Source organism: Mycobacterium sp. 4858 (genome assembly GCF_900240975.1).
Taxonomy (GTDB): domain Bacteria; phylum Actinomycetota; class Actinomycetes; order Mycobacteriales; family Mycobacteriaceae; genus Mycobacterium.
Genome location: NZ_LT968775.1, coordinates 1,424,150 through 1,438,435 on the forward strand (window position 1 = coordinate 1,424,150; position 14,286 = coordinate 1,438,435).

Sequence of the window (14,286 nt, forward strand, 5' to 3'; positions counted from 1 at the left end):
TCGAAATCGACGCCAGCGCGGAAAAGTGTGAGAAGAGTTGGCGCTAACGTCGATTTCGACGGCCTAGCCGGCGAGGCCTTGGGTCAGCAACGCGCGCGCGTCCGGATTGCCGTCCAGGACACGGGTGGTGCGGACGCCGATCCGCCACTCGCCGTCGATCCGCAGCAGCGTGAAATGGTTTGCCGCGCAACGCCATACCCGATAGCCGTCGCCGTCTCGGACCAGCACCAACGACTCGCACACCGCCACCGCTGAGTCGCCGCTCACGGTGACGACGCACGGTCCGAGGAAGTGACAGCACCCCTTGGCCACCAGGTTCTGGTGGGCCGGCGACTGCACCATGGCGCGCACCTCCGCGCGGCCCTCCATGCGCCAGCCGTCGACGTCGTAGCTGCCGTCGCGCGTCCACAAACGCGCGGCCGCTTCGGCGTCCCCCGCATCCACCGCCGGGCCGTAGGAGGCGATGAGGCGGGCGATGTCGCGTTCGTCCTCGAGTCGGCGCAGCCGTGCCGCGATGTCGTCGACATCGGTCATGGTTTTCTCCTCATCGTCGGGGTTACTGCGGTAGACCATTACTAAGCCCTCACACGTTAGGACGAACTGCATGAGCGAGCGGGTTCCGAACCGGGTAATCGACCGGGTCATTGAACTAGGCGACCAGCTGCGCGACCAGGCCGCCGAAGCCGAGCGGATCGGCCGGCTCACCGACGACACGGTCAAGCTGATGAAGGGCGCGGGCCTGATCCGGATGCTGCAGACCAAGCAGTATCAAGGCTTCGAGGTCCACCCGCGCGAGTTCGCCGAGACGACGATGGCGACCGCGGCGCTGGACCCGGCCGCCGGCTGGATCGTCGGCGTGGTGGGCGTGCACCCCTACCAGTTGGCCTACGCGGATCCGAAGGTGGCCGCCGAGATCTGGGCCGACGACGTCGACACGTGGATGGCCTCCCCCTACGCGCCGCAGGGGGTGGCCAGGCCGGTCGACGGCGGCTATTTGTTCAACGGCCGATGGCAGTTCAGCTCGGGCACCGACCACTGCGACTGGATCATCCTGGGCGCGATGCTGGGCGACGACAAGGGCATTCCGATCATGCCGCCGCAGATGTTGCACATGATCCTGCCGCGCAAGGACTACGAGATCGTCGAGGACTCGTGGAACGTGGTGGGGCTGCGGGGAACCGGCTCCAAGGACGTCATCGTCTCCGACGCGTTCGTCCCGTCCTACCGGACGATGGACGCGACCAAGGTGATGGACGGCACCGCCCAGCGTGAGGCCGGCATGACCGAACCGCTGTACCTGATGCCGTGGTCGACGATGTTCCCCCTGGGCATCTCCGCGGCGACCATCGGCATCGCCGAGGGCGCGCTGGCCGCGCACCTGGATTACCAGCGCGGGCGCGTCGGCGCCACCGGAACCGCGATCAAGGACGACCCCTACGTGATGCACGCGATCGGCGAGGCCGCCGCCGACATCAACGCCGCCCGCCAGGAACTGCTGGCCAACGCCGACCGCATCTACGACATGGTCGCCGCCGGCAAGGAGGTGTCGTTCGCCGACCGCGCGGCCGGGCGGCGCACCCAGATCCGCGCGGTGTGGCGCGCGGTGGCGGCGGTCGACGAGATCTTCGCCCGCTCGGGCGGCAACGCGGCACGCATGGACAAGCCGCTGCAACGGTATTGGCGCGACGTGCACGTCGGCCACCTGCACGCCATCCACGTCCCCGGCACCGCCTATCACGCGTCGGCGCTGAGTTCGCTGGGTATCGATCCGCCCGAGGGCCCCCTGCGGGCTTTGATCTAGGAGAGCGCGTTGACCGATCTGAAAAGCCTGGGCTACATCACCGTTTCGACGAACGACGTCGACCGTTGGCGGCACTTCGCCTTCGGCGTGCTGGGTTTCGCCGAGGGCAAGGGCCCCGACCCCGACGCGCTGTATCTGCGGATGGACGAGCGCGCAGCCCGGCTGATCGTGGTGCCCGGCGACAGCGACCGGGTGCTCACCGTCGGCTGGGAGGTGCGCGACCGCGCTGCCCTGCAACGGGTGAAGGCCACCCTGGACACCGCCGGGACCCCGTTCAAGCAGCTGTCCACCGACGAGGCCGAGCAACGCCGGGTGGAAGAGGTGATCACCTTCGAGGACCCGGCCGGCACCACGCTCGAGGTGTTCCACGGTGCGGTGCTCGACCACAGCCCGGTCGTCACCCCGTTCGGCGCGAGATTCGTCACCGGCGACCAGGGCATGGGCCACGTGGTCATACCCGCCACCGACCCCGGCGCGCTGTTCGACTTCTACACCGAGGTGCTGGGTTTCCGGTCCCGCGGCGCGTTCCGGGTGCCGCTGCCGAAAGAGTTTGGGCCCGTGCGGGTTCGGTTCCTGGGCATCAACGAGCGACACCACAGCCTGGCGATCGTGCCGGCCGCACACCAGCGCGACCCGCGCGTGGTGCACATCATGGTCGAGGTCGACAGCCTCGACGCCGTCGGGCAGGCCCTGGACCGGGTCAACGCCGACGGCTTCCAGCTGTCCTCCACCCTGGGCCGGCACACCAACGACAAGATGGTGTCGTTCTACGTCCGCGCGCCCGGTGACTGGGACATCGAATTCGGCACCGACGGCATGCGCGTCGACGAAAGCTATTACACCGCAGAGGAAATCACCGCCGACAGCTACTGGGGCCACCAGTGGATCGGCGACATGCCCGCGGCCATGCGGTTATGACGCCCGATACCGAGGTCACCCCGATCCCGGCCTCCTCGATCACGTCGTGGGATGACGAGGCCGACGTGGTCGTCGCCGGCTACGGCGTGGCCGGGGCCGCCGCGGCGGTGGAGGCGGCGCGTGGCGGCGCCGACGTGCTGGTACTGGAACGCACGGGATCCTGGGGCGGCGCGGCGGCGATGGCCGGCGGGTTCATCTACCTCGGCGGCGGCACCCCGCTGCAAAAGGCCTGCGGCTTCGAGGATTCCGTGGACAACATGGCGGCGTTCCTCAACGTCGCGATGGGACCCGGCGCAGACGCGAACCGCATCGCCGACTACTGCGCCGGCAGCGTCGCCCACTACGAGTGGCTCGTCGGCTGCGGCGTGCCGTTCAAGGCCGAGTTCTTCGCCGAACCCGGCTGGGAACCGATGGGCGACCAGGGCCTGATGTACAGCGGCGGGGAAAACGCCTACCCCTTCAACACCGTCGCCTCCCCCGCCCCGCGTGGGCACGTCCCGCAGATGTCCAACAAGAAGCAGGGCGAGGCCAGCGCCGGCTACATGCTGATGAAGCCGCTCGTCGAGACCGCCACCGCGGCCGGCGCGCGTGCGGTCTACGACGTGCGGGTGCAGCGCCTCATCGTCGAAGCCGACGGTCGGGTGGTCGGCATCCGCGCGCGCCGGTACGGCAGCGAGATGTCGTTTCGCGCGCGTCGCGGCGTCGTGCTCGCGACGGGCAGCTTCGCCTACAACGACGCGATGGTCGCCCGCTACGCGCCGCGAATCGCGGGTCGCCCGGCCGCCTCCATCGAGCAGCACGACGGCCAGGCGATCCGGATGGCCCAGGCGCTGGGCGCCGACCTGGCGCACATGGACGCCACCGAGGTCGCGATCTTCATCGACCCGCAGCAGCTGGTGCGCGGCATCCTGGTCAACGGCCGCGGCCAGCGCTACGTCGCCGAGGACACCTACCCCGGCCGCATCGGCCAACTCACGCTCTACCAGCAGGACAACACCGCCTACCTGATCATCGACGACGACGCCCAACAAGAGGCCAAGGCCTCGTGGTCTCCGAAATTCATGCTTCGCGAGGCGACCTGGGTGGCCGACACCGTCGCCGACCTCGAACGCGACATGGGCCTGGCGCCCGGTTGCCTGCAGGCGACCGTGGCCGCCTACAACGCGGGCGCCGCCCACGGCGAGGACCCCCTGCTGCACAAGAAACCCGAATGGCTCAAGCCCATCAGCTCCCCGGTCGGCGCCATCGACCTGCGCGAGAACACCGGCGGCTTCACCCTCGGCGGGCTGGCCACCACGCTCGACGCCGAAGTGCTCCACGTCAGCGGCCAACCCATCCCCGGCCTCTTCGCCGCCGGCCGTTGCACCGCCGGGCTCGCCGCCTGGGGCTACGCCAGCGGCATCTCACTCGGCGACGGCAGCTTCTACGGCCGCCGCGCGGGCCGATCGGCCGCCCGGGGTTGACCCCCGTCGCGAGCGCGATCTCCCACGGCGAAACGCGGCGCGATGGGTCGCGATGACGCTACGCCGCGGTACGGTGACAGCGACAGCCTCTGAGGGTTTGCTCTAAATATGAATCAGGCGACCCGAACAATTTGATCGAATGCCCCCAACAGCATCGATCACTTTTTACATGTTCTTTACTCGGATTCGCCTCAAGTTGCTGGCCCCTTAACCGCGGGTTAGGTTGGTCGGGTTTGCAGCCCCGGCCAGCGTCGATCGGCGGCCTCCCCGCGGATAGCCGCGAACCAACCATTCGTCGTGTGAAAGGGGTTGCGTGTGCGACAACTTTCGCCGTTGCGGGTGGCGTCGACCGCGCTCGGCGCCGCCGCGGGGGTTGGCGATGCGGCCGGCAGACTCGCCGCCGCCGGCCTCGATGTTGCCGCCCTGCCGGTCCGGGTGGGCGCAAAGCTGCTCTCGGGTGAGGTTTCCCGCTCCACGCTGACCCGGCGTACCGGGCGCGGTGACGGTCGCATGTGGATCGAGGTCCGCGGAATCGACGGCGCGGCGCGGGCCCGAGCCGTCGTTGATGCGCTGCGGGCACAGCCCGGCGTCGCGAACGCCAGCCTGAATCTCCCGCTGTCGCGGGTGGTCGTCGAGACCGACCCCGACGGAGCGTCGCTGAACGACCTCTGCTCTGCGCTCGATGAAGTCGAATCAGATTGCGGTGCAACGGGATTCACCCGCGGGGAGAGTCTGCCCGGTGACGGTCTGCTGCTGGCGGCACGTGGCGCGATGGTGGCCGCCAATGCCGCCGCGTTCACGGTCGCCCTCGCGGGGCGGGCGTTGCGGTTGCCGGCGGCGCCGATCGCTGTCGAGGCGGTGTCCGCGATCGCGAATCATCAACCGTGGGTGCGCCGTGCGCTCGAGGCCGGGATCGGACCCGGCGCGACGGACAGGGCGTTGTCGGTCACCGGCATGGTCGCGCACGTGGTCACGCTGTCGCCGGCGAAACTGTCGGTGGACCTGACGATGCAGGCCTTCAAGGCCGCCGAGTGCCGCGCGGCGGCGCGGGCATGGGACCGCTACGAGCCGGAGTTGGCCCGGCACGCCCAGGATTCGGGGGTGCACCGCGCACCGCGCCCGGTCCGGGCACCGGCTGGGCCGATCGAGCGGCACGGCACGCGCGCGGCGTGGGGGCAGCTGATCGGTGTCGGCCTGACCGGGGCCCTCACCCGCAACGTCACGATGGCCTCCAATGCGGCCCTGGCGGCTTCCCCGAAGGCGATGCGCACCACGCATGAGGCGTTCGCGACCACCCTCGGGCGGGGCTTGGCGGACCGGCACGCGGTGCTGGCGCTGCGCCCGGAGGGTTTGCGCCGGCTCCACAAGGTCGATGCGCTACTGATCGATCCGCGCGTGTTGTGTGGCGCTCAGATGCGGGTGGTGCGCGTCCGCGGCGCCGGCGACGACGAGTTGCTCAGCGCGTGGACCCGCGCGCAGGGACTCCTCGACGACGGCGCGGCCGCGGGCTGGCACCCGATCCATGCGATCGACGGCAACGGCGCGGTCGAGGCGCTGATCGCCCCGGCCGCTCACCCGCTGGCCTCCGCGATGATGACCCAGGCGCGCGACTCCGGCGCTCGGCTGGTGTCGGTCGACACCGACCTGCTCGGCGACTTGCGGCAGGCGTTCGATGACATCCGGCCGGTCGGCGATGGCCGCATCGACGACGCGCTCACCGATGCGGTGGCCGAGCTGCAACGGGGAGGGCGCACGGTCGCCGTGCTGTCCTCGGCTGCCGCACAAGCCCTTTCGGCCGCCGACCTGGCGCTGGGGATCAAGCCCGACGCCGATGGGCCGCCGCCCTGGCACGCGGACCTGATGATGGAGGACCTCGCGGCGGCCTGGCGGGTGTTGCATGCGTTGCCCGCGGCGCGCAGGGCGAGCCAGCAGGGCATCGCGATATCGGTGGGCGCGTCGGCGCTGGGCGCGCTGTTCATGGTGCCCGGGGTGCGCAGGTTGCGGGGACCGGGCCCGGTGACCGTCGGAGCCGTCGCGGGGATCCTGTCGGGATATCTGCTGGCGCGCCGCACGATCGGCACCCCGATCCCCCGGCCCGCGCCGGCCCACGAATGGCATGCGATGTCCGCCGAGCGGGTCCGCGACGTATTGGCGACGCTGCGCGACTCCGACGAGTGTTCTGCCGCGACGGAATCCGAGCCACGCGGCGCACGGTTCCCCGGCGCGGCATGGGATTTCGTCAAAGCCGCCGGCGCCGAGCTGACCGGCGACCCGTTGACCCCGGTCCTCGCGTTGTGTTCGACCGCGACCGCGGTGTTGGGGTCACCGGCCGACGCGCTACTGGTCGGCACCGTGCTGACCGGGAACGCGATGCTGTCGACCTACCAACAGCTGCAGGCCGAAAACCGGCTGACCCGCCTGCTGGCTCAGCAGGCGCCGCCGGCGCGGTTGGTCACCGCCGAGCGCGGCTACCGTGACGTCGTGGTCGAGCAGTTGCGGCCCGGCGACGTGATCGAGGTGCGCAGCGACGAGGTGGTGCCCGCGGACGCCCGGGTGATCGAGGCGCACGACCTCGAGGTCGACGAATCGTCGCTCACCGGCGAGTCCCTCTCGGTCCAGAAGCAGGTCGAGGCCACACCGGGGGCCGAACTGGCCGAACGTCGCTGCATGATCTACGCCGGAACCACCGTGGTGGCGGGCACCGCAGTCGCGGTGGTCACCGCCGTCGGCGCGGACACCCAGACGCGTCGCGCCGCCGAACTGGCCTCCGGGGACCTGCCCACCGTCGGCCTGCATCATCAACTCAGCCAGCTGATGAGCCGCGCGTTCCCCTTCAGCGCGGGCGGCGGCGTCGCTGTCGGCGCCCTCGGCCTGCTGCGCGCCGGCGGCCTGCGCCAAGCGCTGAGCAGCGCCATCGCGGTCTCGGTGGCGGCCATCCCGGAGGGCATGCCCTTGATGGCGACCCTCGCGCAGTCCGCGTCGGCGCAGCGGCTGGGCGAAGCCGGCGCGCTGGTGCGAGTCCCGCGAGCGGCCGAGGCGCTCGGCCGCGTCGAGGTGGTCTGCTTCGACAAGACCGGGACGCTGAGCGAGAACCGCCTTCGGGTGGTCGAGGTGCATCCGGCCGGCGGGCATTCGCGCGACGACGTCTTGCGGTGCGCCGCGCAGGCCGCGCCGGCGGACGACGGCAATCCGCACGTCCACGCCACCGACGAAGCCATCATCAAGGCGGCGGACGCGGCGGCCTCCGGCGCGCGACCCACGCCGGACGCGCATCTGCCGTTCCGGTCCGGCAGGGCATTCTCCGCCTCGGCGACCGGCACGCACGTGACGGTCAAAGGCGCACCGGAAGTGGTCCTGGCGGCGTGCCGGGAGGTGGGCGCGGAGGCGGAGGACGCGGTTGCCGCGCTGACGACCGCAGGTCTTCGGGTGATCGCCGTGGCCCAACGCCGCCTGAGCGCTCAGCAGGCGCGGTCGCTGCGGGAAGACCCCGACGGCCTCACCGAGGTGTGCGGCGCGGGGTTGACGCTGACGGGATTTCTGGGCCTCTCGGATACCCCGCGCGCCCAGGCGCCTCAGTTGCTGGCCGACCTGGCCGACCGGGGCGTGGCCATCCGCCTGATCACCGGCGACCATCCCGTCACCGCCGCCGCCATCGCCCGCGAGCTGGGCGTGCCGGTGAGCGGCGACCAGGTGATCACCGGGGCCGAGTGGAACGCCCTGTCACGCCACGATCAGCTGCGCGCGGTGTCCGAACGGGTGATCTTTGCCCGGATGTCGCCGGAGAACAAGGTGCAGGTGGTCCAGACCCTCGAGCGCGCCGGGCGGGTGTGCGCCATGGTGGGTGACGGCGCCAACGACGCCGCCGCGATCCGGGCGGCGAGCGTGGGGGTCGGTGTGGTCGCACGCGGCAGCGACTCCGCCCACACCACCGCCGACGTGGTGCTGACCGACGGGCGCATCGAGACGCTGGTGGCCGCCGTCGACGAGGGCCGCCGGCTGTGGCGCGGTGTGCAGGCGGCCGTGGCCGGCCTGCTCGGCGGCAACGCCGGCGAGGTGATCTTCTCGGTGATCGGCACGGCGATAACGGGGACCTCGCCGCTGAACACTCGCCAACTGCTGCTGATCAACATGCTCACCGACGCGTTGCCTGCGACCGCGGTCGCGGTCAGCACGCCCGCCGGGCCGGTGCAACGCGTCGGGCGCGGCATCGACGAGCGGGCGCTGCGGCGCACCGTGGCCGCGCGCGGGGCCCTCACCGCGACCGCTGCCACGGCGGCCTGGGCGATGGCGTCGGTCACCGGCCTGCCCCGGCGGGCGTCCACCGTCGCGCTGATCTCACTGGTCGCCGTCGAGCTCGGCCAGACCGTGGTCGACTCGCATGCGCCCCTGGTGCTGCTCACCGCGGCCGGCTCGTTCGCCGCATTCGCCGCGATGATCACCACACCGGGGATCAGCCAACTGCTGGGCTGCACACCGGTCGGCCCGGTGGGCTGGGCGCAGGGGCTCGGCACCTCCGCGGCCGCGGTCCTCGCCGTCGCCGCCACCAATCGCTTGCGCTCGGGCAGCCGGGACCCGGAGTCACCGCTCACGAATGACGACCCGGCGCCCGGCGGGCAGCTACCCGGCTCGCCCGAGGAACCGCCCCGGGACAAGCGGGGCCGCGCGCCGCATACCGCGGCCCTGGCCGGACCCGCGAGGACCGCGCCCGCGCTGAAACTGGTGGACCAGCACCAGCATCGGGCCTCCGGGGAGGCCGTCAGCGATCGTCCATGAGCCGCTCGTCGACGATCGCCAGGGCGCCCCGGCGCACGGCGTCCAGGATCGATTCGCTCAACGCCGAGCACGCCAGGAACACACCGCGGCCGGCGTGCACGGAGATCTTGCGCGCCTCGGCGAGCTCGGCGCACCGGGCCGTCGCGTCGGCGTTCCACTGCACGCTGGTCTGGTTCCAGGTGCTCTTGCGCGCCAGCACGCGGGCGCCGCAGTCACGGCACGCCACCGGGACCATCGGCATCTCGTCGAGCCGGTTGTCCGTCCGGACGGACGACTCCAGCGTCATCGCGGACCCGCGGCGCCCGCCTGGGCCGCCATGTTGTCCTCAACCTCTTTCATCCACGCCTCGTACGGCCGGGTGGTGTCGAGCTCGAATTCGAAGCGATCCACCATGTCCGGCGCCACGTCGGCGGCGTCGACGTAGAACTGCTGATACCAGCGCCGGAGCTGGTACACCGGGCCGTCCTCCTCGACCAGCAGCGGATTGTCGATGCGCACCTTGTGCCGCCAGATCTGCACGTCCTGTTCGAACCCCAGCTTGATGTAGTCGCCGAGTTTGATCGCGGTCTGCATGGCCTGGTCGGCGGGCATGGCGTCCGACTTCTTCACGATGATGCCGTACTGCAGCACAAAGGAATTCGCGTCGATCGGGTAGTGGCAATTGATCAGAATCGATTGCGCGTCACCGGTCCGGTAGTGGTAGGTGAGGTCGTCGATCATGAAGGACGGGCCGTAGTAGGACGCGACCGACGTGGTGCCCAGCATCTCGGCGCCCACCGTGCCGCCGAGGTCGGGACGGCCCTCGCCGTTCATGTACTGGGTCGCCACGTGGCCTTCGAAGATGTTCTTGAAATACGTGGGCAGCGAGCCGTGGATGTAGAAGAAGTGCGCCATGTCCACGACGTTGTCGATGATTTCGCGGCAGTTGCTGCCCACCACGGTGGTGTACCAGTGCCAGTCGGTCCAGTCGTCGCTGGTCGCACCCTCGATGCGCGGGATCGTGACCCCGGGCGGCGGCGGGTTGCCCTCGGGGTCGTTCCACAGGAACAACATGCCGTCCTGCTGCAGGGTGGTCCAGGCCCGCGTGCGGGCCAGCCGCGGGGTGCGCCTGGCGTAGGGCACCTGCTTGCATCGGCCGTCGCCGCCCCAGCGCCAGTCGTGGAAGGGGCAGGCGATCTCGTTGCCTTTGACCTCGCCCCGCGACAGGTCACCGCCCATGTGCCGGCAGTAGCCGTCGAGCACGTTGATCTCGCCGTCCCCGCTGCGGAACACGACCAGCTTCTGGCCGAAGGCGTTGATGGGGTGGGGTTTGCCGTCACCGAAGTCCCGGATCAGGCCCAGACAGTGCCAACCGCGGGCAAACCGGGCGGGGGCGGGCTGCGCTTCGATGAGCCGAACCTCGTCGGCCTCCGACTGCGACGTCATAACCCTTGATTTAACGCCTGCGGCCCGCCTTGTGGGGCCACTTGTTCCCGCCTCTTCCTCTGCCACCCCGCCCCGGCATACCGTTCACACCGTGAGCCAGCGCAGCGCGACCATCCCGGCCGGCCTGCCGGTGACCGATACGACGGTCGACCTGATGGTGGTCGGCTCGGGCACCGGCATGGCCGCCGCGCTGGCCGCCCACGAGGACGGGCTCTCGGTGCTGATCGTGGAGAAGTCGCCGTACGTCGGTGGCTCGACGGCCCGCTCCGGCGGCGCGCTGTGGCTACCCGCCTGCCCCGTGCTGCGCGACGCCGGCGCCAACGACACCGCCGAACGCGCGGCCGCCTACCTGGAAGCGGTGGTCGCCGGGTCGGCGCCCGGGCAACGGTCGGCCGCGTTCCTGGCACATGTGCCCGCGACGGTCGACATGCTGCGCCGCACGACTCCCCTGCGCCTGTTCTGGGCGCGCGACTACTCCGACTACCACCCCGAGGAGCCGGGCGGCAGCGCCGCGGGCCGCACCTGCGAGTCTTATCCGCTGGACACGTCGATCCTCGGCAACCACCGCACCCAGCTGCGGCCGGGCGTGCTGGAGGCCGGCTTCTCGATACCGACGACGGGCGCCGACTACCGGTGGATGAACCTGGTCGCGCGGGTGCCGCGCCGCGGCGTCCCGACGTTCGCCAAGCGGGTGGCCCAAGGACTCGGCGGGCGGCTGCTGGGCCGCCGCTACGCGGCGGGCGGGCAGGCGCTGGCGGCCGGCCTGTTCGCCGGCGTGCTGCGCGCCGGCATCCCGGTGTGGACCGACACCCCGCTGCTACGCCTGACCGCCGACGCCCACCGCGTGACCGGCGCGGTCGTCGGCCATGACGGCCGCGGGGTGACGATCACCGCCCGGCGCGGCGTGGTGCTGGCCACCGGCGGGTTCGACCACAACATGGAGATGCGGCGGAAGTTCCAGACCGAGTCGCTGGAGGCCAACCTCAGCCTGGGCGCCGAGACCAACACCGGGGAGGGGATCCGCGCGGCGCAGGACGTCGGCGCCGGCCTCGGCCTGATGGATCAGGCGTGGTGGTTCCCCGCCATCGCGCCGCTGCCCGGCAGGCCGCCGGGGGTGATGCTGGCCGAACGGTCGCTGCCGGGCTGCCTGATCGTGGACCAGAACGGCCGCCGATTCGCCAACGAGTCCTGCGACTACATGTCGTTCGGTCAACGGTTGCTGGAGCTGGAGCGATCGGGCAGCCCCGTCGAGGCGATGTGGATCGTCTTCGATCAGCAGTACCGCAACAGCTATGTGTTCGGCGCCGAACTGTTTCCGCGCATGCGGATTCCCCGGTCCTGGTACGACGCGGGCATCGCGGTGCGCGCCGAGGGCTTCCCCGAGCTGGCCGCGCGCATCGGCGTTGGTGTCCACGAGTTCGTCGCGACGATGACCCGGTTCAACGAAAGCGCCTCCGCCGGGCAGGATCCCGATTTCGGCCGGGGCCGCAGCGCCTACGACCGGTACTACGGCGATCCCACCGTCACGCCGAACCCCAACCTGCGTCCGCTGCTCAACGGGCCGTTCTATGCGGTGAAGATGGCCCTCAGCGACCTGGGCACCTGCGGTGGGCTGACGGCCGACGAACGAGCGCGGGTGCTGCGCGAGGACGGCACCGCGATCCCCGGGCTGTACGCGATCGGCAACGCCGCCGCCAACGCGTTCGGCACGACTTACCCGGGCGCGGGCGCGACGATCGCGCAGGGCTTGGTCTACGGCTACATCGCGGCCCGCGACGCGGCGAGCCCCGGGTAGCCCCGGCCGTGACCGATCACCTGATCGTCACCCCGCGCCTGCGCACCCACGCCAGCGCGGCGACCGTTCCGGCGACCCAGATGGCCACGGCGATGGCCAGGTGCACGAAGCTCTTGGTGTCGCGCCCGAACACCGGCCAGATCAACGACGGCACCTGGGTCCAGAGCACTTTGTGCTCAACCCCGTTCATCGGGTCGGCGACGTAGTACACCAGGTACGGCAGCGTCAGGGCCGCCAGCCAGCCGCCGATGCGGCGCCGGTCGCCGCGCTGGCGCCACCGCCGGATCAGCGGCTCGACGCCGACCGGGTGCAGCACCGAGATGAGGTTGCCCAACCCGAGCCAGGACAGGATGGGCACGGCAACGGTGGGGATCGTGATCCCCAGCCGTGCCGGTGTTTCCAGGTAGAGCGTCAACACCATTGCGGTCACCAAGGTGGGCAGCCCCACGATGGCGAGCAGGGCAAGGTTCTTGACCAGCAGGATCCGCCCGACGGGCACGCCGTCGGCCAGGGCCTGCCGGACGCGGTAGTGATCGGCGCCGAGCAGGTTGGTGGTGGTGACGTCGGCCAGCACCCACGACGAGAAGTAGGTGCCCACCAGGATGACCCAGTCGGTGTGGTGGAGGCCGATCGTCAGCGGCTGCACCAGCAGCCACGCCGCGGCGAACACGACGTTGGCGACCACGCCCATCAACCAGGTTCGGGGCGGCGTGAAGGCCCACCGGATCTCCGCCGCCACCGCCGCCCGCAAGCCCGGCGTCTGCAAGCCCCCGGCGGCCCGCCGCGCGGCGGCCGGGCGGGGGGCGGACGCGCGCACGGCGGCGCGCAGCGCGGCACGCGCGCGCGGGTGCATCGACGACGGCAAGTCGGTCATGCGTTCGGCGTGACCACTCCTGGGCGAGGTGATCAAGTGGTGTGCTCCTGGCAATCGGTCGAGCGGCGGGCGGGCCCGAAGTCCATCCCAGGCAGGATAACGGCATGAACCGCAAGCGCGTCGTCATTGCCGGGCTCGGAGATGCGGGTGTCTTGGCCGCGATCCGGCTCTCCGGGTACGCCGATGTCGTCGGCATTTCCGTCAAACCCGCGCTGGTCAGCGGTCAGGAACTCGGCGTCCGGCTGTCCCGCCCGCACGACTGGGCTCGCGACTACTGGATTCCGTTCGACCGGTTCCGGCGCCTGGACCGGGTGCGGACGGTGCAGGCGGAGCTTAACGGGGTGGACCTGGCCGCCCGCACCGTCTTTGGCAAACGCACCGACGGCTCGACCCTGGCCGAGGAGTACGACGCGTTGATCATCTCGACCGGGGTGAGCAACGGCTTCTGGCGCCGCCCGACGCTGCAGTCGGCCGCCGAGGTCGGCGCGGAGCTGCGCATCGCGCATGACCGGCTGGCGGCCGCCGGTTCGATCATCGTCGTGGGCGGCGGCGCGGCCGCGGTGAGCAGCGCGCTCAACATGGCCACCACCTGGCCGGGCAAGCGGATCGACCTGTACTTCCCCGGGGAAGGCGCGCTGGAGGGGCACCATCCCCGGATTTGGCGCCGGCTTCGCGGACGGCTCGGCGGCCTGGGCGTGGGCATCCATCCGGGGCACCGCGCGGTACTGCCCGACGGGTTCGCGGGCGACGAGATCACCGGCGAACCGGTGCGCTGGATCACCGGGCAGCCCCCGGCGTGCGCCGACGCGGTGCTGTGGGCGATCGGGCGGGTGCGGCCCAACACCGGTTGGCTGCCGCCTGACCTGCTCGACGAGCGCGGCTTCGTGCGCGTGACGCCGGAGCTGCGAGTGCCCGGTCACCGAAGCGTCTTCGCGGTCGGCGACGTCGCGGCGACCGATCCCCTGCGCAGCTCGGCCCGCAACCGCGGCGACGCGCTGGTGGCCCGCAACGTGCGCGCCGAGCTCAGCGGCGGGCGGCTGGGGGCCTACCGGGCGCCGGCGCGGCGATGGGGCTCGCTGGTGGGGATACAACCCGACGGGTTGGAGGTCTTTCTGCCCACCGGCCACGCGTTCCGGTTCCCGTCGTGGTCGGTCGAGCGCGTCGTGATGCCGTGGATCGTGAGGTGGGGCATGTATCGCGGTGTGCGGGAGAACAATCCGCTGGCGTGAGGAGTGGC

Annotated in this window: 10 protein-coding genes; 6 read left to right on the forward strand and 4 right to left on the reverse strand. The window is 71.2% G+C overall.

The window, feature by feature from the left end:
* Positions 1-63: 63 nt before the first annotated feature.
* Positions 64-534: a nuclear transport factor 2 family protein gene (locus C1737_RS06680; protein ID WP_068095237.1), complete on the reverse strand. Its 471-nt coding sequence runs from the start codon at positions 532-534 to the stop codon at positions 64-66.
* Between the two features lie 70 nt (positions 535-604).
* Between C1737_RS06680 and C1737_RS06685 the strand changes: the two genes are divergently transcribed.
* From C1737_RS06685 to C1737_RS06700, 4 genes are all read left to right on the forward strand, one after another.
* A complete protein-coding gene (locus C1737_RS06685; RefSeq protein WP_068095213.1) occupies positions 605-1,801 on the forward strand; it encodes an acyl-CoA dehydrogenase family protein in 1,197 nt (398 codons plus the stop codon).
* A 9-nt stretch (positions 1,802-1,810) separates the two neighbouring features.
* Positions 1,811-2,719, forward strand: coding sequence for a biphenyl-2,3-diol 1,2-dioxygenase (gene bphC / locus C1737_RS06690; RefSeq protein WP_068095215.1), 909 nt, complete (start codon positions 1,811-1,813; stop codon positions 2,717-2,719).
* Positions 2,716-4,182 carry an FAD-dependent oxidoreductase gene (locus C1737_RS06695; RefSeq protein ID WP_068095218.1) on the forward strand — a complete coding sequence of 489 codons (1,467 nt, stop codon included), beginning with the start codon at positions 2,716-2,718 and terminating at the stop codon, positions 4,180-4,182. The genes bphC and C1737_RS06695 overlap by 4 nt, the downstream gene beginning before the upstream one ends.
* Positions 4,183-4,497: 315 nt before the next feature.
* Positions 4,498-8,955: an HAD-IC family P-type ATPase gene (locus C1737_RS06700; protein WP_102417536.1), complete on the forward strand. Its 4,458-nt coding sequence runs from the start codon at positions 4,498-4,500 to the stop codon at positions 8,953-8,955.
* On the opposite strand, the gene C1737_RS06705 is transcribed toward C1737_RS06700, so the two are convergent.
* Both C1737_RS06705 and C1737_RS06710 read right to left on the reverse strand, forming a co-directional pair.
* Positions 8,939-9,241, reverse strand: coding sequence for a ferredoxin (locus C1737_RS06705; RefSeq protein ID WP_102417537.1), 303 nt, complete (start codon positions 9,239-9,241; stop codon positions 8,939-8,941). The two genes, C1737_RS06700 and C1737_RS06705, sit on opposite strands and share 17 nt — an antisense overlap.
* A complete protein-coding gene (locus C1737_RS06710; RefSeq protein WP_068098636.1) occupies positions 9,238-10,380 on the reverse strand; it encodes a Rieske 2Fe-2S domain-containing protein in 1,143 nt (380 codons plus the stop codon). Before C1737_RS06710 ends, C1737_RS06705 begins: the two co-directional genes overlap by 4 nt.
* A gap of 91 nt (positions 10,381-10,471) precedes the next feature.
* On the opposite strand from C1737_RS06710, the gene C1737_RS06715 reads away from it, so the two are divergent.
* Positions 10,472-12,175, forward strand: a complete 1,704-nt coding sequence (locus C1737_RS06715) for a 3-ketosteroid-delta-1-dehydrogenase (protein WP_199182788.1) — start codon at positions 10,472-10,474, stop codon at positions 12,173-12,175.
* A gap of 16 nt (positions 12,176-12,191) precedes the next feature.
* On the opposite strand, the gene C1737_RS06720 is transcribed toward C1737_RS06715, so the two are convergent.
* Positions 12,192-13,049: a hypothetical protein gene (locus C1737_RS06720; protein ID WP_197516350.1), complete on the reverse strand. Its 858-nt coding sequence runs from the start codon at positions 13,047-13,049 to the stop codon at positions 12,192-12,194.
* A gap of 104 nt (positions 13,050-13,153) precedes the next feature.
* Between C1737_RS06720 and C1737_RS06725 the strand changes: the two genes are divergently transcribed.
* On the forward strand, positions 13,154-14,278 hold the full coding sequence (locus tag C1737_RS06725; protein WP_102417539.1) for an FAD-dependent oxidoreductase: 1,125 nt from the start codon (positions 13,154-13,156) through the stop codon (positions 14,276-14,278).
* Positions 14,279-14,286: the final 8 nt, after the last annotated feature.